The organism is Roseivivax halodurans JCM 10272, assembly GCF_000521785.1.
Taxonomy (GTDB): Bacteria; Pseudomonadota; Alphaproteobacteria; order Rhodobacterales; family Rhodobacteraceae; genus Roseivivax; species Roseivivax halodurans.
The window spans coordinates 14242-34155 of the sequence record NZ_JALZ01000008.1 but is presented as its reverse complement, the minus strand read 5'-3'; the positions used below and the strand labels follow the sequence as shown (position 1 = coordinate 34155).

Annotated in this window: 19 protein-coding genes, 1 other RNA gene and 1 pseudogene; 14 read left to right on the top strand and 7 right to left on the bottom strand. The window is 66.5% G+C overall.

Features of this window, described 5'->3' with window-relative positions; all coding sequences use genetic code 11:
• Positions 1–81 precede the first annotated feature (81 nt).
• Both OCH239_RS09340 and murD read left to right on the top strand, forming a co-directional pair.
• The gene (locus OCH239_RS09340) at positions 82–1284 is read left to right on the top strand and encodes a pyridoxal-phosphate-dependent aminotransferase family protein (protein WP_037261568.1); all 1203 of its coding nucleotides are present in this window, start codon (positions 82–84) and stop codon (positions 1282–1284) included.
• 144 nt (positions 1285–1428) lie between these two features.
• A complete protein-coding gene (gene murD / locus OCH239_RS09335; protein ID WP_037261565.1) occupies positions 1429–2829 on the top strand; it encodes a UDP-N-acetylmuramoyl-L-alanine--D-glutamate ligase in 1401 nt (466 codons plus the stop codon).
• An 11-nt stretch (positions 2830–2840) separates the two neighbouring features.
• Here murD and OCH239_RS09330 read toward each other — a convergent pair whose 3' ends face one another.
• Entirely contained in the window at positions 2841–3524 is a 684-nt protein-coding gene (locus tag OCH239_RS09330) for a hypothetical protein (RefSeq protein ID WP_051489399.1), read from the bottom strand.
• Positions 3525–3611: 87 nt separating this feature from the next.
• Positions 3612–4781 carry a BaiN/RdsA family NAD(P)/FAD-dependent oxidoreductase gene (locus OCH239_RS09325; protein WP_037261562.1) on the bottom strand — a complete coding sequence of 390 codons (1170 nt, stop codon included), beginning with the start codon at positions 4779–4781 and terminating at the stop codon, positions 3612–3614.
• A 166-nt stretch (positions 4782–4947) separates the two neighbouring features.
• Here OCH239_RS09325 and OCH239_RS09320 point away from each other — a divergent pair, with 166 nt between their 5' ends.
• The 4 genes from OCH239_RS09320 to OCH239_RS09310 all read left to right on the top strand — a co-directional run bounded on the left by OCH239_RS09320 (position 4948) and on the right by OCH239_RS09310 (position 7061).
• Positions 4948–5658, top strand: a complete 711-nt coding sequence (locus tag OCH239_RS09320) for an alpha/beta fold hydrolase (protein WP_037261560.1) — start codon at positions 4948–4950, stop codon at positions 5656–5658.
• 29 nt (positions 5659–5687) lie between these two features.
• An RNA gene (gene rnpB / locus OCH239_RS21690) (RNase P RNA component class A) lies at positions 5688–6073 on the top strand.
• 169 nt (positions 6074–6242) lie between these two features.
• The gene (gene rpmG, locus OCH239_RS09315; protein WP_005856346.1) at positions 6243–6410 is read left to right on the top strand and encodes a 50S ribosomal protein L33; all 168 of its coding nucleotides are present in this window, start codon (positions 6243–6245) and stop codon (positions 6408–6410) included.
• Positions 6411–6548: 138 nt separating this feature from the next.
• Entirely contained in the window at positions 6549–7061 is a 513-nt protein-coding gene (locus OCH239_RS09310) for a GNAT family N-acetyltransferase (protein WP_037261555.1), read from the top strand.
• A gap of 65 nt (positions 7062–7126) precedes the next feature.
• Here the strand turns inward: OCH239_RS09310 and OCH239_RS09305 are convergent, their stop codons facing one another.
• Both OCH239_RS09305 and OCH239_RS09300 read right to left on the bottom strand, forming a co-directional pair.
• On the bottom strand, positions 7127–7909 hold the full coding sequence (locus OCH239_RS09305; RefSeq protein WP_037261551.1) for a Bax inhibitor-1/YccA family protein: 783 nt from the start codon (positions 7907–7909) through the stop codon (positions 7127–7129).
• Positions 7910–8037: 128 nt separating this feature from the next.
• The gene (locus OCH239_RS09300) at positions 8038–8247 is read right to left on the bottom strand and encodes a DUF1127 domain-containing protein (RefSeq protein WP_037261547.1); all 210 of its coding nucleotides are present in this window, start codon (positions 8245–8247) and stop codon (positions 8038–8040) included.
• Positions 8248–8373: 126 nt separating this feature from the next.
• Between OCH239_RS09300 and OCH239_RS09295 the strand changes: the two genes are divergently transcribed.
• Positions 8374–9234, top strand: coding sequence for a LysR family transcriptional regulator (locus tag OCH239_RS09295; RefSeq protein ID WP_037261875.1), 861 nt, complete (start codon positions 8374–8376; stop codon positions 9232–9234).
• A 3-nt stretch (positions 9235–9237) separates the two neighbouring features.
• On the opposite strand, the gene OCH239_RS09290 is transcribed toward OCH239_RS09295, so the two are convergent.
• The gene (locus tag OCH239_RS09290; RefSeq protein ID WP_037261543.1) at positions 9238–10218 is read right to left on the bottom strand and encodes an NADPH:quinone oxidoreductase family protein; all 981 of its coding nucleotides are present in this window, start codon (positions 10216–10218) and stop codon (positions 9238–9240) included.
• Between the two features lie 303 nt (positions 10219–10521).
• On the opposite strand from OCH239_RS09290, the gene OCH239_RS09285 reads away from it, so the two are divergent.
• The 4 genes and pseudogenes from OCH239_RS09285 to OCH239_RS23870 all read left to right on the top strand — a co-directional run bounded on the left by OCH239_RS09285 (position 10522) and on the right by OCH239_RS23870 (position 13726).
• Positions 10522–10884 (top strand): helix-turn-helix domain-containing protein, encoded by a 363-nt coding sequence (locus OCH239_RS09285; RefSeq protein WP_037261540.1) that lies wholly within the window; start codon positions 10522–10524, stop codon positions 10882–10884.
• 78 nt (positions 10885–10962) lie between these two features.
• The gene (gene hisN, locus OCH239_RS09280) at positions 10963–11766 is read left to right on the top strand and encodes a histidinol-phosphatase (protein ID WP_037261538.1); all 804 of its coding nucleotides are present in this window, start codon (positions 10963–10965) and stop codon (positions 11764–11766) included.
• Between the two features lie 104 nt (positions 11767–11870).
• Positions 11871–13216, top strand: a pseudogene (locus tag OCH239_RS09275) (8-oxoguanine deaminase).
• Positions 13217–13249: 33 nt separating this feature from the next.
• Positions 13250–13726: a CAP domain-containing protein gene (locus OCH239_RS23870; protein WP_084782320.1), complete on the top strand. Its 477-nt coding sequence runs from the start codon at positions 13250–13252 to the stop codon at positions 13724–13726.
• A 26-nt stretch (positions 13727–13752) separates the two neighbouring features.
• On the opposite strand, the gene guaD is transcribed toward OCH239_RS23870, so the two are convergent.
• The gene (gene guaD, locus OCH239_RS09270) at positions 13753–15045 is read right to left on the bottom strand and encodes a guanine deaminase (protein WP_037261535.1); all 1293 of its coding nucleotides are present in this window, start codon (positions 15043–15045) and stop codon (positions 13753–13755) included.
• A 311-nt stretch (positions 15046–15356) separates the two neighbouring features.
• On the opposite strand from guaD, the gene mgtE reads away from it, so the two are divergent.
• Complete coding sequence (gene mgtE / locus OCH239_RS09265) at positions 15357–16754, top strand: magnesium transporter (protein ID WP_037261532.1); 1398 nt, start codon at positions 15357–15359, stop codon at positions 16752–16754.
• Complete coding sequence (locus OCH239_RS09260) at positions 16751–17305, top strand: 5-formyltetrahydrofolate cyclo-ligase (RefSeq protein ID WP_037261529.1); 555 nt, start codon at positions 16751–16753, stop codon at positions 17303–17305. The genes mgtE and OCH239_RS09260 overlap by 4 nt, the downstream gene beginning before the upstream one ends.
• 16 nt (positions 17306–17321) lie before the next feature.
• Here OCH239_RS09260 and OCH239_RS09255 read toward each other — a convergent pair whose 3' ends face one another.
• The gene (locus OCH239_RS09255) at positions 17322–18086 is read right to left on the bottom strand and encodes a DeoR/GlpR family DNA-binding transcription regulator (protein WP_037261873.1); all 765 of its coding nucleotides are present in this window, start codon (positions 18084–18086) and stop codon (positions 17322–17324) included.
• 230 nt (positions 18087–18316) lie between these two features.
• Between OCH239_RS09255 and glpD the strand changes: the two genes are divergently transcribed.
• Positions 18317–19906 carry a glycerol-3-phosphate dehydrogenase gene (glpD, locus tag OCH239_RS09250; protein ID WP_037261526.1) on the top strand — a complete coding sequence of 530 codons (1590 nt, stop codon included), beginning with the start codon at positions 18317–18319 and terminating at the stop codon, positions 19904–19906.
• The last annotated feature ends 8 nt before the right edge of the window (positions 19907–19914 follow it).

Sequence of the window (19914 nt, the reverse complement as noted above, 5' to 3'; positions counted from 1 at the left end):
ACCATTGACCGCAAGGTTTCGGCCGATAGGGTGGCGCCCGCGCGACCCGCTTCAAGGGCGCGCCTTTCCCGGAGATCCGCCATGTCGCTCGCCCACGGCCGCCCTTACCTTGCCATTCCCGGCCCCTCGGTCATTCCCGACGCGGTGCTGCAGGCGATGCACCGGGCGTCTCCGAACATCTACGAGGGCGATCTTGTCGACATGGTCGCGGGCATGATCCCCGACCTGCGGCGTGTGGCCCGCACCGAGGGCCATGTGGCGATCTACATCGCCAACGGCCACGGCGCGTGGGAGGCGGCGCTCGCCAACACCGTGGCCCCTGGCGAGAAGGTGCTGGTCTGCGCGACGGGGCGGTTCGGGCACGGCTGGGCCGAGATGGCCGAGGGCCTCGGGATCGAGGTCGAGATCCTCGAATTCGGCCTGAAGACCCCGATCGACGCGGGCCGCGTGAGGAAGGCACTCGAGGACGACGCGGGCGGGCGCATCAAGGCGGTGCTGGCGGTGCATGTGGATACATCGACCTCGCTCCGGTCCGACATCGCCGAGATCCGCCGCGCGCTCGGAGAAGTGGGGCATCCGGCGCTTCTGATGGTCGATTGCATCGCCTCGCTCGGCTGCGATCCGTTCGAGATGGATCTCTGGGGCGCCGACGTGACCGTCACGGGCTCTCAGAAGGGCCTGATGGTGCCGCCGGGGCTCGGCTTCGTCTTCTTTTCTGAGCGGGCGGCCGAAGTGCGGCGGGCGATGCCGCGGGTGCCGCGCTACTGGGACTGGGCCCCGCGCGCCGATCCGGAGATGTTCTACCAGTATTTCGGCGGCACCGCGCCGACCCATCACCTTTTCGGTCTGCGCACGGCGCTCGACATCATCCACGCCGAGGGGATGGAGGCGATCTGGGCGCGGCACGCCACGCTCGCCCGGGCCATCTGGGCGGCGGCGGAGACCTGGGGCGAGGGCGGCCCGCTCACCCTCAACGTGGCCGAGCCCGGCCACCGCAGCCACGCCGTCACCGCCCTCAGGCTCGGCGCGCCGCACGGGGCGCGGCTGCGCGAGTGGACGGCGCGGCAGGCGGGCGTGACGCTCGGGATCGGCCTCGGCATGAGCGAGGAGGGCGATCCCGAAGGGCGCGGCTTCTTCCGCTTCGGTCATATGGGACATGTCAACGCGCATATGGTGCTTGGGCTGCTCGGGACGGTCGAGGCGGGGCTCTCCGCGCTCGGCATCCCCCATGGCCGCGGCGGAGTCGCGGCGGCGGCCGAGGTGGTGGCGAGCGCCGGACCCTAATGACCGTGCGCCCTGCGGCCCGGGCTCTGCCCGCGTGCTGCCGGGATATTCTCCTCAAGACGAAGCAGGCGCGCGGCGCTGTCTTTCCCCCGCCGCGCTCGTGCGCTAGCGGATAGGGAAAGGCAGCGTGGAGGCGAGAACCGTATGATCGCGATACATGGTCACGAGGGCGAGCGGGTCGCGGTTCTGGGGCTCGGGAGGTCGGGTCTCTCCGCGGCCAGATCGCTGCGGGCGGGTGGTGCCATCCCGGTTCTCTGGGACGACCAGCCCGCGGCGCGCGAGCAGGCTGAAGAGGATGGGTTTCAGATCCGCGACCTGACGCGAGCGGGCGCCTTCGAGGATGTCACGCTTCTGGTGACATCTCCGGGCATCCCGCATCTCTATCCGGCGCCGAACCCGGTCATTGCCGCCGCCTGGGCGGCGGGCGTGCCGGTCGACAACGACATCGGTCTGTTCTTCCGCGCGTTGGGGCAGGGGGCTTGGGATGCGCTGGACACGCCTCCGAGGGTGGTGGCGGTCACCGGATCGAACGGCAAGTCCACCACGTCGGCCCTGATCCATCACGTGCTGGAAAGGGCGGGGCGGCCGGCGCAGCTCGCGGGCAATATCGGACGCGGCGTTCTCGACATCGAGGCACCGGGAGAAGCCGGCGTGATCGTGCTGGAGCTGTCGTCCTACCAGACCGAGCTGGCGCGCGCGCTGACGCCGGACATCGCCGTCTTCACCAATCTGACGCCCGATCACCTCGACCGGCATGGCGGGCACGGCGGCTATTTCGCAGCCAAGCGTCGTCTCTTTGCCGAAGGCGGACCGGACCGCGCCGTGATCGGTGTGGACGAGAACGAGGGGCGGTTCCTCGCCAACCAGCTCTCGACCGCGCCCTCGGACGACCGAGTCATCCGGGTCTCGTCGGGAGCCAAGCTCTCGGGGCCGGGCTGGCAGGTCTTCGCCCGCAAGGGGTTCCTTTCGGAATGGCGAAAGGGGCGACAGGTCGGGGCGATCGACCTTCGCACGATTCGCGGACTACCTGGTGCGCACAATCACCAGAATGCCTGCGCGGCCTACGCGGCGTGCCGCGCTCTCGGTCTCGGACCGAGGCAGATCCAGTCGGGATTCGAGAGCTATGCCGGCCTGCCGCATCGCTCCCAGATCGTGGCCGAGTGCGGCGGCGTGACCTTCGTCAACGACAGCAAGGCGACCAACGTCGATTCGGCGCTCAAGGCGCTGTTGGCCTTCGACCGCATTCGCTGGATCTGCGGCGGCCTGCAGAAAGAGGGCGGGCTCGCCGGCCTCGCTCCGGGGCTCGCTCATGTCAGCAAGGCCTATGTGATCGGGCGCGAAGCGGCTGGCTTCGCCCTCGGCCTATCGGGCGTCGAGGCGGAGATCTGCACCGACATGGCGACGGCTGTGGCGCGTGCCGTCGCCGAAGCCGAGCCGGGAGAGACCGTGCTACTGGCGCCTGCCGCGGCGTCCTTCGACCAATACGACAATTTCGAAAAACGCGGCGAGGATTTCGTCGAGAACGTGCACGCTGCGCTCGGATAACCGCCGCTTGGTCAGGTCGCCCTCGACGTTTCCTGCCTCAGGAGCGGCATGATGCCGGCACTCCAGGCATCGATGTGAATCGCGCCAAGCTGGGCCGGAACTCGGTCCAGCTTGAGAATGCGCCCGATGGCGAGCCGATGGTTGCCGTTGCCGGCCAGTAGCGGCCGCCCGTCATGATCGATATGGATCAGGATCCCGCCATGCTCGCGGCGGAACCGTTCCGGCCGGTCCATCATTGGCTCGAGCCTGCGGGTCCGCGCGACCTCGTCGTACATCCGGTCGATGCGCTCGTAGCGCGCCAGGACATCCTCACGGGTGCGACATCCGTCGAAGATGCCGCAGCGGTCGATCCGGGACATCATCTCCTCGACGATGCCCGTCTCTTCCCAGCTCTCGCCGTCTACGAAATGCCGGTTGCACGCGCTCACCTTCGTCGCGTCATCTATCGGGGTGCCCCGACGGTCCCAGTCGCCTCCTGCGACGATGCCGCTGTGGCGCCGCCGATAGGCGACGGGGCCTTTGCGCGAATAGACATGCGTGACCTGCATCGGGTCGATCCAGATCAGTTCGTCCGAGCGTGGAGCGTTGGGGCCGAAGCGGATACGGTTGCCGAGATCGCGCAGCGCCTTCACCGGGACGCCAGCTTCGATCATGCGCAGAAGGCGGGGGCGCGCAGAGATGGATTCGTCGTTCATGGACGAATTGTAACAGTGATGTGTCAGCGCGCCAGACGGTGTCGCGACGACGTGTCAGGTCGGTGATCGGCCCGCCACGGCTCGGTGTCATGACCCTGCGATGGCCGTGCCGGCTGCCCAGCCGGACGACCAGGCCCACTGGAAATTGTAACCGCCGAGCCATCCGGTCACGTCCACCGCCTCCCCGACGAAGTGGAGGCCCGGCACCGTCTTCGACATCATGGTCTTCGACGAGATGCCGGCAGTGTCGATGCCGCCGAGCGTGACTTCGGCGGTGCGATACCCTTCGGAGCCGTTCGGCACCTGCCGCCAGGAGCGCAGAGCTGCCTCGAGCGTGTCGGCCCGCGCGTCGGACAGATCGCCGAGGCGGCCCGAGAGGTCGAGCTCGGCGCCGAGATGATCGACGAGGCGCTGCGGCAGGTGTCGGGCGAGCTCGCTCGCGAGGGCGCGTTTGCCCTCCCGCCGGCGCAGATCCTTCAGGATGTCCGCTAGAGGCGTGTCGGGGACGAGGTCGATCTCGATCGCCTCGCCCTCGCGCCAGTAGCTGGACGCCTGGAGAATCGCGGGGCCGGAGAGGCCGCGATGGGTGAAAAGCATCCCTTCGTCGAAGGCGGCATCTCCTGCCCGGACGGTGGCGCGGGCCGACACACCCGCGAGCGCGGCGAAGCGCTTGTCGGGAAAAGTGAACGGCACAAGCGCCGGTCGGGTCTCGGTCACCGCATGACCGAACTGGCGGGCGATGTCGTAGGCGAGCCCCGTCGCGCCCATCTTGGGGATCGACTTGCCGCCCGTGGCGACGACGAGCCGGTCGGCATGGACCTCCGTGCGCTCGCCCTCACGCTCGAGCGTCGCGATGAAGGCGCCGTCGTGGCGCAGATCCCGCAGCTCCGTTCGCAGCCAGAGCTCGGCGCGGCCCATCTCGGCCCGAAGCATCCCGATAATGTCGCGCGCGCTCTCGTCGCAGAAAAGCTGGCCGAGGGTCTTCTCGTGCCAGGCGATCCCGTGGCGCGAGACCATCTCGATGAAGTCCCACTGGGTGTAGCGAGAGAGGGCGGATTTGTGGAAATGCGGGTTCTGCCCCAGGAAGCGCTCGAACCGGATGTCGAGATTGGTGAAGTTGCAGCGGCCGCCACCCGAGATCCGGATCTTCTCGCCCGGGGCCTTGGCATGATCGACCACGAGCACCCCGGGTCCGGCATGGGCCGCGCACATCATGCCGGCCGCGCCGGCGCCGAGGATCAGGGTCTGGACCTTCATGAGCCGTCCTTGACCATGGGTTCGGGGCGGCGGCAAGGGGGCAGGATCCGCGCGCCCTTTCCCTCGCACGCCGCTCTGATAGGCTTTGCGGTGATGGCCCGGAACGGAGCGGGCGGGGCGAGCGGGACAAAGATTTGATGACGAAACGGGCCGAGGCGGGCGGAAGATGAGCGAACCGCTGGTGATGATCCCCGGGCTGGGATGCGATGCGCGGCTCTTTTCGGCGCAGGTGGAGGCGCTGTCGCGCTGGACGCCGGTGACGGTGATGCCCTCGAGCGTCGGCGAGAGGATCGAGGAGATGGCTTCGACCGCGCTGCCGCATCTTCCAGCAAAATTCGCGCTCGCGGGGCACGGGCTCGGCGGAATGATCGCCATGGAGATCCTGCGCCGCGCGCCGGACCGGGTGCTGCGGGTGGCGCTGATCTCGACCACGCCTCTGGCGGATACGGCGGGCGAGGCGACGGCGCGGGAGCCGCGGATCGTTGCGGCGAAGGCGGGCCGGCTCGACGAGGCGATCGCCGAGGAGGTGCCGGCCAGCGCTCTTGCCCAGGTTCCGGAGCGGGCGGTGCATCTCAAGCTCCTGAAACAGATGGCGCGGGATCTCGGGCCGGAGGCCTATGTTCGTCAGGCGCGGGCGCTGCAGAGGCGCCGGGACCAGCAAGGCGTTCTGCGCAAGTGCAAGGTGCCGGTGCTGGTGCTCTGCGGGGAGCACGACACGATCCTGCCGGTGAAGCGGCACGCCTTCCTCTCCGACCTCATCGCGCAGGCGGATCTGTCGGTGATTGAGGAGGCCGGACATCTGCCGAGCCTCGAGGCGCCCGATGCGGTGACGGATGCGCTGACAGACTGGCTCAACGCCCCGCTCTCCTTGCGCTGATCGCGGCATCCGCTTATGTGCCGCGATGCGCGGAGGGCCGGATGGCCGCGGGCGGCGTCAAGCCGCTCGAGGAAAGTCCGGACTCCCTGAAGCAACGGTGCCGGGTAACGCCCGGGCAGGGCAACCTGACGGAAAGCGCCACAGAGATGAGACCGCCCCGGGCCCGTCCCGGGGTCAGGGTGAAACGGTGGGGTAAGAGCCCACCGGGGGGCCGGCAACGGCGCCCGCATGGCAAGCCCCACCGGGAGCAATGCCGCATAGGGATCTCGCGCGGGGCAACCCGCAGGGCCGCTTCAGCCCGAGAGATCCGGGTTGGCAGCTCGAGCCGCCGGGCAACCGGCGGCCAAGAGGAATGGTCATCTCCGTCCTTTTCGGAGGACGCAGACAGAATCCGGCTTACAGGCCCTCCGCGCTAGCTTTCCCGTCCCCTCGGCCTGCGCCGCCGGGGCGCCGGGACCACAGGCGGCCGGTCGGAAATTCCCGGGGCGGGGAGGTTGACTCGCGCGCTTTCATGGATAAAAGGCGGGCTTCGAGAGATTTCACGGGTGCCGCCCGACCTGCGCCCGCCCGAAGGAGACGACACGATGGCGAAGCCGACCACGATCAAAATCCGCCTGAACTCGACCGCAGGCACCGGCCACTTCTACGTGACCAAGAAGAACGCGCGCACGATGACCGAGAAGATGACCATCCGGAAATTCGATCCGGTCGCGCGGAAGCACGTCGAATACAAGGAAGGCAAGATCAAGTAAGCCTTTCGCACCTCGTACTTCGAGGGACAGAGAACCGCCGCGTCCGGACCGCAGGACGCGGCGGTTTCTCGTTTCGGGGGCGTATGGAATGTGGCGGCGCTCTTATGCACGCGCTACCTTGCGATCAGGAGGCCGAGAATGGACCTGATCGACGCCCTCAGCATCCGGGCGGCAACGCCGGACGACCTTGCAGAGGTCGATGCGCTCTTCCAGCGCTCGTATCCGCGGCTCTTGCGCGGGGATTACCCGCCCTCGGTCCTGGTGACCTCGATCCCGATCATCTCACGTGCCCAGCCGGCGCTGCTTGCGTCAGGTACGTTCTATCTCGCCGAACGAAACGGCGAGGTCGTCGGCGCGGGGGGATGGAGCGAAGCCGGGCCCGGCGGGGGCCGCCAAGGCCGCAGGGGCGTCGCCCATGTCCGACACGTCGTGACCGATCACCGCCTCACGCGGCAGGGGATCGGGCGGACCCTGCTCGGTCATGTGATGATGGCCGCCGCGGGGGCGGGCATGGCCGAGATGCGCTGCCAGTCGACGCTCACCGCGGTGCCGTTCTATCGTGCCCTGGGATTCTCCGAGGTCGGTCCGATCACGGTCGAGCTTCCCCGCGGGATCGGTTTTCCGGCGATGCTCATGCGGCGAATTCTCTGAACCCCACATGAGAAAGGCCGGCCCCGAAGGACCGGCCCTGTTCATTTCCATCGTCGCCTCGCGCGTTACTCGCGATTGCCGAGCAGCTGCAGCAGGAACATGAACATGTTGATGAAGTCGAGATAGAGACGCAGTGCGCCCATGATCGCCGACTTTCCGAGCCACTCGCTGTCGCCGTGGCGCGAATGCTCGATGTACTCGTTCTTGATCTGCTGCGTGTCGTAGGCGGTGAGGCCTGCGAAGATCAGCACCCCGAGCACCGACACGGCGAAGGCGATCGCAGGCGAGCCGAGGAAGATGTTGATGATCGACGCCACGATGAGGCCGATCACACCCATGATGAGGAACGATCCCCAAGCAGAGATGTCCTTCTTGGTGGTGTACCCCCAGAGCGAGAGGCCCGCGAAGGCGATCGAGGTCACGAGGAAGACCTGGATGATCGAGTAGCCCGTGAAGACGAGGAAGATCGAGCTGATCGAGAGGCCCATCACCGCGGCAAAGACGTAGAACACGGTCTGCGCAGTCGCTGCCGACATCCGGTTGATGCCAGCGGAGAACGCGAACACGAAGATCAGCGGCGCGAACATGATGAGCCATTTCAGCGGCGAGGCGTAGAGTGCCTGGCCAAGGCCGGTCAGGTAGGTGTCACTATTGATCTGCGCGACACCAGCCGACGGATCGGCAGTGGTCGCGAGGCCCGAGATGGCCCACGCGGCAAGGAACGTGATGAACGTCCCGACCGACATGGTCCCGTAGACCTTGTTCATGTGGGCGCGCAGCCCCGAATCGATCTGGGCCGTGCGCGTGCCGGACGCTGCACCGGTCCGGATCGTGTTGTAGTCTGCCATTGATGCCTCCGAATTGAACCCCTGGCCCCGGAACGACACCGCCCGGGATCTTCTGCATCGTAATATCGGGATGTACGCCCGGGTTTTCAAGATTGTTACCCCGGCGTTCGGCATCAATAACGAAGTGTTCAGCGGGTCCAGTGGTCCGGCACGTCCCAGAATGGACGCCGTGCCTCCCGCCGGGCTTCCGCTCGGCTCAGCCCGATGTCCCGAAGTGCGTGATCGTCGAGGTCGCCAAGCGCCGTGCGCTGCCGTCGCATCGCGGTGTAGGCCCGAAACCGGGACAGAAGAGAGCGGCGGGCAGGGCGGCCCGCTCCGAGGGCCAGATCGCGTTTCATGATGGTCTCCGTCACTGTCTGTGATGAAAGGCATTCGTTCCATTCGTCGTGATGATGATTATTGCCATCATTCCCATATTGTGAAACGAATGTTCGTGGACCTTTCCATCACTAGGTGTGATCGACATGCGGAACCTGGACCTGACAACTCTGCGCTCTTTCGCAGCCGTCGCCGAGACCGGCGGCGTCACGCGGGCCGCCCGCATGCTGAACCTCACGCAATCGGCGGTCTCGATGCAGCTGAAGCGCCTCGAGGAGATGCTCGGGCTGCACCTGCTCGAGCGGTCCGGACGGACTGTCGCACTCACGCCCGCGGGCGAACAGCTTCTCCATTACGCGCGCCGCATGGTCGCGCTGAACGACGAGATCTACGCCCGCCTCACCGCCGAGGGTTTCGAGGGGGAACTGGTTCTCGGGGTGCCCGAGGACATCCTCTATCCGGTCGTGCCCAAGGTGCTGCAGCGGTTCCATGCCGCCTATCCGCGCATGCGGGTGCAGCTCGTCACCGCGCGCACCTTCGACCTTCTCGAGAAACTGACAGCCGGCGAGCTCGATCTTGCGCTGACGACCGAGGAGGGGTCGAGTGGCGAGACATTGCTCGAAGCGCCGCTTCTCTGGCACGGCGCGCCCGGGGGGACCGCGTGGAAGCAGCGGCCGCTGCCGTTCGCCCTGTCGCTCAGATGTGCGTTCCGGCCCGCGGTGCTGCGCCGGCTTGACGCCGCGGGCATCCCGTGGACGCAGGTCATCGATACCGACAGCGATCATTCGAGCCATGCCACGGTCGCAGCGGACCTGGGTGTCGTGGCCTTCCTCGAGGGACATGGCGCGCCGCAACTTGCGCCGATCGATGTGGGCGATGCGCTTCCCGACCTCGGGACGTTCAAGATCAATCTTCACCGTGGTCAGGCCCGCGGCGCTCCGGCGGACGGTCTCGCCGAGATGGTGCGCCAGGGGTTCAGCGCTTTGCGGCCTGCCCGCGCCGCATGACGCCTAGTCCGCGATCCGGATGACGACCTTGCCGGTGGCCTGCCGCGTGCGCAGCAGCTCAAGCCCCTCAGCGGCGCGGTCTAGCGGAAGCACGTGGCTTACATGTGGCTTAATTCGGCCGGCCTCGTACCAATCGAGCAGGGTGGTGAGGCTCTCGGTCACGACCTCGGGTCTGAACGACAGATAGCCGCCCCAGTAGAGACCGATTACCGAGATGTTCTTCACGAGGAGGTGGTTCGCCTTGATCCGGGGCACGTCACCGCTGGCGAAACCGATCGTGAGGATCCGTGCCTCGGGATTGCAGGCCCGGAACGCGGCTTCGAACTGCTCTCCTCCGACCGGGTCGTAGACGACATCCGCGCCGCCGAGCGCCTTGACCTCGGCCCGGATGTCGGCGGTGCCGGCATCGATGAGGTGATGGGCCCCGGCGACCTTCGCGATCTCGAGCTTTTCGGGGCCGCGCGCGCAGGCGATCACGGTCGCGCCCATCTGCGCGCCGATCTCGACCGCAGTGAGGCCGACGCCGCCCGAGGCGCCGAGCACGAGAAGGGTCTCGCCCTCCTTCAAGCGAGCACGGTGGTCGAGCGCGACGTGACTGGTCCCATAGGCGATCTGGAATGCCGCGGCATCGACCGCATCCATGTCGTCAGGCAGGGCCACGGCCCGCGACGCGTCGAAATTGCCCGCTTCGGCCAGGCCGCCGCGACCGCCGTAGACCGCAACCCGCGTCCCCGGCGCGAACCGGTCCGCGCCGGGACCACAGGATTCGACGACACCCGCAACCTCCATTCCGAGGGTGAACGGCAGTTCTGGGGTATCCTGGTAACTGCCTTTCACCATCAACAAGTCCGCGAAATTGAGACCGCAGGCTTCGATTCTGACCCGGATCTCGCCCTCGGCGGGGTCTGGTAACGCAACGTCACTCAGGACGGGAGCAGCGCTGTGGGAGGTGACACGCAGCGCGCGAGCGATCGAATTTTCCATGAAAGCTGTCCCCGTTGTAGCTATCGTCAAACTGCACTTTGTTCATACGGACAAAGGCTTTGCGAGCGGCAACGTTCCCCTTTGGCGCGTAAGCGCTCGCCTGTTGTCGCCCCCGACGCCTCCGACAACTCTAGAGTGTTGCCGCCGTGAGGGTTGTACTTGCCCGGTGGTCATTTCTCTCGTATCTTTACGGCACGTCGTAGGGGTGCACGACGCCATGTAGAAGAGTTGGTTTTGCTTGCGCATGTTCAGCGCTGGCAAGGCTGTGAGAACCAGTTTTAAGTGGCGCAAGGAAAGATCTGAATGACGCATCCTGTTGACGTGCATGTCGGAAAACGTATCCGGCATCGGCGGTGGCTCGTCGGAATGACGCAGCAGCAACTGGCCGAGAAAGTTGGAATCAAATTTCAACAGATCCAGAAATACGAAACCGGCGCAAACCGTGTCAGCGCATCCCGACTTTGGGACATTGCCGACGCACTTGACGTCGCGGTGAGCTTCTTCTTCGAGGGCCTCGAAACCGAGGCGCGTCCCAAGGAGGCGGTACCCTCCGACATCCTCGGTGACAAGGAAGCGCTCGACCTGGTTCGGTCATATTACTCGATTCCCGAACATCAGCGCCGCCGCCTGTTCGAGCTGGCGCGGGTCCTGTCGGACGTCGCTTGAAAGAAGGATTGACCCGGGGCTGACTTGCCCCGGGGCCCCGTCAGGTCTAGCCGAGTGGCGGATACGGACGGAGGCGGCATGGCGGCTACATTCTCTACGACCCAACGCGACGACATCGTGACCACGGCCCACGCGCTCGCCGACGCAGCGCGTGCGGCCGTGCTTCCGCATTTTCGCACCGCAGCCCTCGCCATCGACAACAAGGAACCCTCCGGGTTCGATCCGGTCACCGATGCCGATCGCGCAGCCGAGGCGGCGATGCGCGAGGTTCTGGCCGCGCGCAGGCCGCAGGACGCAATTCTCGGCGAGGAACAGGACGCGACTCCCGGCACGTCCGGGCTGACCTGGGTGCTCGATCCGATCGACGGCACGCGCGGCTTCATGGCTGGCGCGCCCACATGGGGTGTTCTGATCGCGCTTTCGGATGCGCGCAACGTGCATCTGGGCGTGATCGACCAGCCCTATATCGGCGAGAGGTTTCTCGGTGGTCTCGGATGCGCGGAGTGGACCGGTCCGCATGGCGGCGGAGCGCTCCGGACAAGGAAGACAACCTCGCTTGGGCTGGCAACGCTCATGACCACCTTTCCAGAAGTCGGCACAACCGAGGACCGGGCCGCGTTCACCCGCGTGGCACATGGCGTCCGGCTGGTGCGGTATGGCCTCGACTGCTATGCCTATGCGCTGCTTGCGGCCGGTCAGATCGATCTCGTGATCGAAGCGGGCTTGCATGCCTACGACATCCAGGCGCCGATCGGCGTGATCGAGGCCGCGGGCGGGGTCGTGACCGATTGGGAGGGCGGTCCGGTCCTTCACGGCGGTCGCGCGGTCGCGGCGGCGACGCCCGAGCTGCATGCCGCCGCTCTTGAGCGCCTGAAGGGCTGACAGGCGCGGGGCGCTCCGCTATCCCGTGAGCGGCCCCGGACGAGTCCTTCCCCTTTCTGTCGCCCGCGGTATCCTCATTCCGAAAGGGCGATAGCGGAGGGGACATGACCGACCTCATCATTCGCAACGCCCGAACAATCCTCACCATGGACGATGCGGGCAGCGAGCCCGAGGGTGCCGACATCCTGATCCGCGATGGCGTCATCGCCGGGATCGGGCAGGGGCTCGAGGCGCCAGGGGCAGAGGTGATCGACGCGTCGACCTGCGTGGTGACGCCGGGCTTCGTGAACACCCATCACCATCTCTACCAGAGCCTGACCCGAGCCGTGCCGGCCGCGCAGGACGCGCTCCTGTTCGGCTGGCTGAAGACGCTCTATCCGATCTGGGCCCGTTTCGGTCCGGAAGAGATGTATGTCTCCGCGTTGACCGGGCTCGCCGAGCTCGCGCTTTCGGGGTGCAGCCTCACGTCGGACCATTGCTATCTCTTCCCGAACGGATCGCGTCTCGACGACAGTATCGCGGCGGCGCGGGAGATCGGCCTGCGGTTCCATGCGACGCGGGGCGCGATGTCGATCGGAGAGAGCGACGGCGGGCTCCCTCCGGACACGCTCGTCGAGAGCGAGGACGTCATCTTGAGCGATTGCATCCGGGTGATCGACGCGTTCCACGATCCTCTGCCGGGCGCGATGGTCCGGATCGGGGTCGCGCCGTGCTCGCCCTTCTCCGTCAGCCGGGAGCTGATGCGGGACGCAGCGCTCCTCGCGCGTGACAAGGGCGTGATGTTGCACACGCATCTTGCGGAGAATGACGAGGACGTCAGCTATTCGCTCGAGACCTTCGGATGCCGGCCCGGACAATATGCCGAGGAGCTCGGCTGGACCGGTCCGGATGTCTGGCACGCCCATTGCGTGAAGCTGCAGCGCGACGAAATCGACCTTTTCGCGCGCACGCGGACCGGTGTTGCGCATTGCCCCTGCTCGAACTGTCGACTTGGGTCCGGCATCGCACCGGTGCGCGCGATGCGCGATGCGGGCGTGCCGGTGGGGCTGGGGGTCGACGGCTCGGCCTCGAACGACAGCGGCAATGTCGCCGGCGAGGCGCGCACCGCGATGCTGCTCCAGCGGGTGGCGCAGGGCGCGGATGCCATGAGTGCGCGCGAGGCGCTCTTCATCGCGACCCGCGGCGGGGCGGAGGTCCTCGGCCGGGACGATACGGGACGCGTCGAGCCCGGCTACCGCGCCGACATTGCGCTCTGGGACATCTCCGGCATCGAGAGCGCCGGAAGCTGGGATCCGGCCGCGTTCCTGCTGGCGGGGGCCCCTCGCGCGTTCGGCATCTGATCGTCGAGGGACGGCAGATCGTCAGGGACGGCAAACTCACGTCCGTGGATCTGAATTCAATCATTTTGAGACAACAAAAGCTGGCCATACAACTGATGGGTGATAGTTGATTGTGCCAAGTCCAAGTCTCTAGAGGTGCATTCATGTCAAGGTCTACTGCTGTTGCCGTTCTCGCAGGACTTCTTCTGGCCTCCTGCACAATCTCGACCGTGAGCAGTTCAAGTGAGCCACCGGTACGCCGCTCCGTCGCGTCGCTCACTTCGACGGTTCCGTCGCTCAACGCGTTCCGATCCCAGAACGGCTTGAACACCCTGTCCCAGTCGCCGCGCCTGCAGGCGGTTGCAGAGGCCCAAGCCCAGCACATTAAGAACACCGGTGAGCTTTCGCATAGAGGACCGAGGGGTGGAAACATCGGGGATCGCGCGAAGCAACAAGGCTACGGATATTGTACCGTCGCCGAAAACCTGGCCATGGGAGAGATGACCCGATCGCAGGTGATCACCTCGTGGTCGGAATCGCCACGGCATCGGGAGAACATGCTGAAGCGGCAAGTCCGCGAGTATGGCCTCGCAGCTCTGGACAATAGGTATTGGGTTCTCGTGGTCGGGCGTAACTGCTGAGGTCGATCGGTCCGACCGGGCTATGGTCAGACCTTGATCGGCCGACCTGCGATCCAGGTCTGACGGACGGCGCGGTCGTCGCCCATCATGATGGTGGGGAATACTTCCTCCCACGGGTCGCGCGCCCGTTCGGCCCGCTGCGAAATCGCATCGGTCGAGGACAGGTCGAGCACGCAGAGATCGGCCTCCATGCCGAGCGCCACACGCCCGACCCTGTCCCCGATCCGAAGCGCATCGGCCGAACCTGCCGTGGCAAGCCACATGAGTTCGGCGGGATGCAGCGGCCGGTCCCGCAGCTGGCCGATCTCGTAGGCCGCAGCCATCGTCCGCAGCATCGAGAAGGACGATCCCCCGCCGGTATCCGTCGCGAGACCGACCCTGATGCCAGACTGCGTGAGCCCGTCCATGTCGAAGAGCCCCGACCCGATGAATGTGTTCGACGTCGGGCAGTGAACCAATGCCGCGCCCGTGTCCCGCAGCCGGTCTCGTTCGCGGTCCTCGAGATGGATCGCATGGCCGTAGACGCCGTTTGCCCCCAGAAGTCCGGTGGCCTCGTAGGTGTCGAGATAGTCGCGTGCTTCGGGGAAGAGCTCTCTCACCCAGGCGATCTCGTCGGTCTGCTCGCTCAGATGCGTCTGCATCAGGCAATCGGGATTCTCGGCCCAGAGCGCCCCGAGAGCTTCGAGCTGCTCCCGCGTCGAGGTCGGCGAGAAGCGCGGCGTGATCACGTAAGACAGGCGGCCCCGCCCGTGCCAGCGCTCGAGAAGCGCCTTCGAGTCGTCGTAGGCCGCAACGGGATCGTCGCGCAGCCCGTCCGGCGCGTTGCGGTCCATGCAGGTCTTGCCCGCAAGCACGCGTTGGCCGCGGGCCTCGGCAGCGGCGAAGAATGCCTCGACGCTTTCGGGATGGATCGTGCAGTAGCTCGCGACGGTTGTCGTGCCGTTCGCGGCGGTCAGATCGAGATACCGATCGGCCTGCGCGCGCGCATAGTCGGGATCGCCGAACCGCATCTCCTCGGGGAACGTGTAGGTGTCGAGCCAGTCAATCAGCCGCTTGCCCCAGCTCGCGATGATCGCGGTCTGCGGATAATGCACGTGAGCATCGACGAAACCCGGACAGATGAGGGCGTCGCCGTATTCGTGCCGCCTTGCATCGGGATGTGCCGCGCGCAGGTGGTCGGCGGGACCGACCTCGGCGACCAATCCGCCCCTGAGCAGCACCGCAGCGCCGGTCTCTATCCCCACGGCATCGGTGCCGTCGACGAACGGGTTGCCATCGATGCGCAGCACCCGGCCGATCAGGAGGTCCGCTTGGGTCATGGGGTGGTGCACTCCGTTCTTCTGCCGCGCCGCGGCGCAGCCTATCCGCGCGCCACGCAGAGGTAAATCGAGCACCTGCGTGGCGCAGCGGGGTCGATCTGAGACGACGCCGATGGAACGCCGAAAAGCGCTCGCAAGTGTCCCGGGCCGCGCTAATTCGCGGTCGCGGCGCCGGTTTCGAAGCCGCTGGCGAGTGGGCAGCCACCCATCGGTTCCGCGGCGGGGCAGAGGTCTGTCACTCGCGCGAGCCGTGCCGTAAGGTCCTGCCGAACGGCAAAAAAAGACTCGCCCACAGGTAAGGGAGCAGGCCCATGGCAGAAGATCAGGTGGATATCGCCCCCGAGCCCGAGAGCGAGGAGGAGGACGCCTACTCGCTCGACCCCAAGACCATCGCGGCGATCGTCTATGCGGTCGATGTCAGCGATCAGGCAAAGCTGGTCGAGCTTCTGGAGCCTCTCCACCCCGCCGACATCGCCGACATGCTCGAGCAGATGAACGCGTTCGACCGGATGCGGCTCATCAAGCTCTACGGTTCGGAGTTCGATGGCGACATCCTGACCGAGCTCGACGAGAGCATCCGCGAAGAGGTCATCGGCATCCTCAACCCGCGCGTCCTCGCCGACGCGGTGCGGGACCTCGATTCGGACGACGTCGTGGACCTGCTCGAGGATCTCGAGCAGCCGCAGAAGGACGCGATCCTCGAGGTCCTCGACGATCCCGACAGGATCGCGGTCGAGCAGTCGCTGACCTACCCGGAATATTCCGCCGGCCGCCTCATGCAGCGCGAGGTGGTGATGGCGCCCGAGCACTGGAACGTGGGTGAGGCGATCGACTATCTGCGCAACTCGGACGACCTGCCGGACCAGTTCTACCACATCATCCTTGTCGATCCGCGCCTGCACCCCGTGGGGAAGGTCGCACTCGGCAAGCTCATGGGCTCGCGGCGGGAGGTGATGCTCAAGTCGATCACCGACGAGAGCTTCCACGTCATCCCGGTAACCCGCTACCAAGGTGACGTGGCCTACGCCTTCAACCAGTATCACCTGATCTCGGCGCCCGTCGTGGACGAGACCGACCGGCTCGTCGGCGTCATCACCATCGACGATGCCATGGCGGCCCTCGACGAGGAGAACGAGGAGGACATCCTGCGCCTCGCCGGCGTGGGCGAGGAGAGCTCGCTCTCGGACACCGTCTTCGAGACGACGAAACAGCGCTTCCCGTGGCTTGCGGTGAATCTCGTCACCGCCGTGCTTGCCTCGCTCGTCATCGCCCAGTTCGAAAGCGCCATCGCGCAGGTCACGGCGCTGGCGGTCCTCATGCCGATCGTTGCCTCGATGGGCGGCAATGCCGGAACGCAGGCGCTGACCGTTGCGGTCCGGGCCCTTGCGACACGCGACCTCACCGGATCGAACGCGGTGCGGGTCATCCGGCGCGAGATTACGGTCGGGCTCGTCAACGGCGCGGCCTTCGCGGTGATCATGGGCATCGTCGGGCTCGTCTGGTTCGGCTCTCCCGAGCTTGGTCTGGTGATCGCGGCAGCCATGGTCATCAACCTCGTCGTCGCGGGTCTGGCGGGCATCGGCATTCCGATCGTGCTCGAGAAGATCGGCGTCGATCCGGCGCTCGCCTCGGGCGCCTTCGTGACGACCGTGACCGACGTGGTCGGGTTCTTCGCCTTCCTCGGCCTTGCCGTGATCGTGCTGCTGTGACGGGCGACGCAAAGGCCGCCGCGCGCCGCACCGCCTTCGCCCGCCGCCGCGCCGCCTATGAGGCGCAGGCACCCGGCGCCGCGGGCAAGCTTTCCGAGGTGCTCGCGGGGCATCGCGGCGTTCCGCTGTCGGGGTACATGCCGATCCGTACCGAGATCGATCCGCTCCCGGCGATGGAGGAGGCGAGCGCGTACGGACCCGTTGCGGTCCCGGTCATCCGTGCGCGTGGCGAGCCTCTCGATTTCGCGCGATGGGTGCCCGGGACGGAGATGGTCGATGGGCCGTTCGGCGCCTCGATCCCTGCCGAGATCGAGCTGATCGAGCCCGAGATCCTGATCGTTCCCCTCGTCGCCTTCAGCCGCAGCGGCGCCCGGCTTGGTTATGGCGGCGGCTTCTACGACCGGACACTTGCGCGACTCCGGGCCCGGCGCGCGACGCTTGCAATCGGTTTCGCCTTTGCCGCGCAGGAAGACGATGCGCTTCCGACCGACGCGACCGACGAGCCACTTGACCTCATCGTGACCGAAGCCGAGGTGATCACTCCGGGATGAGGGCAGGGGGGCAGGCCTACCCCTTGGCGACGTCGAGCCGGACACCGAGCTCCCTGCAGCGGGTCACGATCGCCCTGGGCGGCGGGGCGTCTGTGAAAAGCGCAGCGAGCTCGGAGAGCGCCGCCACCCGGACCGGCGCCTTGCGGCGGAATTTGGTGTGGTCGGCGACGAGGAAGACCTTCCGCGACTGTTCGATGATCGTGCGGGTCACGCCGACCTCCTGCATGTCGAAGTCGAGGATGTCGCCCTCCTCGTCGATCGCCGAACAGCCGATAACCGCGATGTCGAACTTGAACTGCCTTATGGTCCGTTCGGTCAGGTCGCCGGTGAGGCCGCCATCCGACCGGCGCAGGGCGCCCGCGGTCACGACGACCTCGCAATCGGGATTGCGCGCGAGCGTCGCGGCGACGTTCAGGTTGTTGGTGACCGCAAGGATGTTCCGGTGCGCGAGAAGGCGATCCGCAACCGCCTCCGTGCTCGTCCCGATGTTGAGGAACACCGAACAATCGTGGGGGATCTCGGCGGCGCAGGCGCTCGCCATGGCCGCCTTGCCATCCGCGTTGAGACCCCGGCGGTCCTCGTAGCCGATGTTGGTCGTGCCGGAGGGCAGGACTGCACCGCCATGTACGCGCTCCAGCCGCCCCGCATCGGCGAGATCGCTCAGATCGCGGCGGATCGTCTGCAGGGTCACCCCGAAGTGCTCCGCCAGCCCTTCGACAGTCACCTTTCCCTCGCGCCGGGCGATCTCGAGGATCTCGGGATAGCGGATGGATTGAGACAACGCGCGTTCCTTTTCGCGCCAGTGTTCCATTATGTTCGTTTTTGTCAATGCCTCAGGTGCGGGCCTGAGTTCACTCAACCGAAGAGGGAAAATACATTCGAGGTCAACATGTTATGAAAAGAGAATGTGCAGCGATCGAGAAAAGCGAAGAAAAACGAAAGTAAACGCTTCCCAAGCGCGGCCTGCGTCGCTAACACTATGGCTGGCGACGTCACGAGTTGGGAGGCTCGATGTCCGTGGGGAGCGACGACACATTCGACCTGTTCGTGATCGGGGGCGGCATCAACGGATGCGGCATCGCCCGCGACGCTGCAGGGCGCGGTCTGTCGGTCGCACTTGCCGAGATGAACGATCTCGCCTCGGCGACCTCCTCGGCTTCGACAAAGCTCTTTCACGGCGGCCTGCGGTATCTCGAATATTTCGAGGTCCGGCTGGTGCGGGAGGCGCTCGAAGAGCGCGAAACGCTCCTGCGGGCGATGCCGCACATCTCTTGGCCGCTCCGTTTCGTCCTGCCGATACATCGCGACATGCGGTTCGAGGGCGCGACTCCGGTCTCAAAGCTACTGTCGGCCGTGATGCCCTGGATGAAGGGGCGGCGGCCGCGCTGGCTGATCCGGACGGGCCTTTTCATGTACGACCATCTTGGCGGGCGGAAGATCCTGCCGCCGACGGCGACGCTCGATCTGCGCCACTCTCCCGAGGGTGCTCCACTCGACACCCGCTTCGAGACCGCCTTCGAGTATTCCGACTGTTGGGTGGAGGATTCCCGGCTCGTCGTCCTGAACGCCCGCGATGCCGAGGCGAAAGGTGCCCGGATCATGACCCGTACCCGCGTGCTGTCGGCCGAGCGCGACGGCGATCTCTGGCGCGTCACGCTCGACGGAGATAGCGGACGTCAGGAGATACACGCGCGCATGCTGGTGAATGCCGCGGGCCCCTGGGTGGGCGACGTCATCCGAGGCACGATCCGGTCGAACAGCCGCGAGGGTGTTCGGCTCGTCCGGGGCAGCCACATCGTGACGCGGCGGCTCTTCGACCACGACAAGTGCTACTTCTTTCAGGGCACGGACGGACGGATCATGTTCGCCATCCCCTATGAGCGGGATTTCACGCTCATCGGTACGACCGATCAGGAACACCACGAGGCGGACAGCCGTCCCGTCTGCACCGATGCCGAGCGCGACTACATGATCTCCTTCGTCAATGCGTACCTGAAGGACCCGATCGGTCCCGAGGATGTGGTCTGGACCTATTCGGGCGTGCGCCCGCTCTACGACGACGGCGCATCCTCGGCGACGGCCGCGACGCGGGACTACACGCTGAAGGTGGACGAGGCCGGCGGCGCGCCGGTGCTGCATGTCTTCGGCGGGAAGATCACGACCTACCGCCGGCTCGCCGAGAGCGCATTGGCCAGGATCGGCGCGCATTTCCCGGGTCTGCCGGGCGCATGGACTGCGGGTGTCCCGCTTCCGGGTGGCGATTTCCCGGTGGACGGGGTCGAGACCCTGATCGAGAGGCTCCGCGCGGACCATCCGTTCCTGACAAAGGCATGGGCGGGGCGTCTCGTCCGCGCCTACGGGACCGAGGCCTGGGACATCATGTCCGGGGCGCAGGACGGGTCTGCCCTCGGGCGGGACTTCGGTGCTACGCTAACCGAGTCGGAGGTGATCTGGCTGATGGACCGCGAATGGGCCCGTCGGGCGGAGGATGTGGTCTGGCGCCGGACAAAGATCGGATTGAGGCTTGATGCGGCCGCGATCGCGGCGCTCGACGAATACATGACGGCGCGCACAAACGCGCTGCGGGTCGCGGCCCAGTAGCCGTGCCC

Coding starts and splice junctions, on each gene's coding strand:
- glpD (WP_037261526.1), top strand. CDS start 18,317: ATGTCCGTGGGGAGCGACGACACATTCGACCTGTTCGTGATCGGGGGC.
- OCH239_RS09295 (WP_037261875.1), top strand. CDS start 8,374: ATGCGGAACCTGGACCTGACAACTCTGCGCTCTTTCGCAGCCGTCGCC.
- OCH239_RS09290 (WP_037261543.1), bottom strand. CDS start 10,218: ATGGAAAATTCGATCGCTCGCGCGCTGCGTGTCACCTCCCACAGCGCT.
- murD (WP_037261565.1), top strand. CDS start 1,429: ATGATCGCGATACATGGTCACGAGGGCGAGCGGGTCGCGGTTCTGGGG.
- OCH239_RS09300 (WP_037261547.1), bottom strand. CDS start 8,247: ATGAAACGCGATCTGGCCCTCGGAGCGGGCCGCCCTGCCCGCCGCTCT.
- OCH239_RS09325 (WP_037261562.1), bottom strand. CDS start 4,781: ATGAAGGTCCAGACCCTGATCCTCGGCGCCGGCGCGGCCGGCATGATG.
- OCH239_RS09285 (WP_037261540.1), top strand. CDS start 10,522: ATGACGCATCCTGTTGACGTGCATGTCGGAAAACGTATCCGGCATCGG.
- guaD (WP_037261535.1), bottom strand. CDS start 15,045: ATGACCCAAGCGGACCTCCTGATCGGCCGGGTGCTGCGCATCGATGGC.
- hisN (WP_037261538.1), top strand. CDS start 10,963: ATGGCGGCTACATTCTCTACGACCCAACGCGACGACATCGTGACCACG.
- OCH239_RS09305 (WP_037261551.1), bottom strand. CDS start 7,909: ATGGCAGACTACAACACGATCCGGACCGGTGCAGCGTCCGGCACGCGC.
- mgtE (WP_037261532.1), top strand. CDS start 15,357: ATGGCAGAAGATCAGGTGGATATCGCCCCCGAGCCCGAGAGCGAGGAG.
- rpmG (WP_005856346.1), top strand. CDS start 6,243: ATGGCGAAGCCGACCACGATCAAAATCCGCCTGAACTCGACCGCAGGC.
- OCH239_RS09310 (WP_037261555.1), top strand. CDS start 6,549: ATGGACCTGATCGACGCCCTCAGCATCCGGGCGGCAACGCCGGACGAC.
- OCH239_RS09320 (WP_037261560.1), top strand. CDS start 4,948: ATGAGCGAACCGCTGGTGATGATCCCCGGGCTGGGATGCGATGCGCGG.
- OCH239_RS23870 (WP_084782320.1), top strand. CDS start 13,250: ATGTCAAGGTCTACTGCTGTTGCCGTTCTCGCAGGACTTCTTCTGGCC.
- OCH239_RS09330 (WP_051489399.1), bottom strand. CDS start 3,524: ATGAACGACGAATCCATCTCTGCGCGCCCCCGCCTTCTGCGCATGATC.
- OCH239_RS09340 (WP_037261568.1), top strand. CDS start 82: ATGTCGCTCGCCCACGGCCGCCCTTACCTTGCCATTCCCGGCCCCTCG.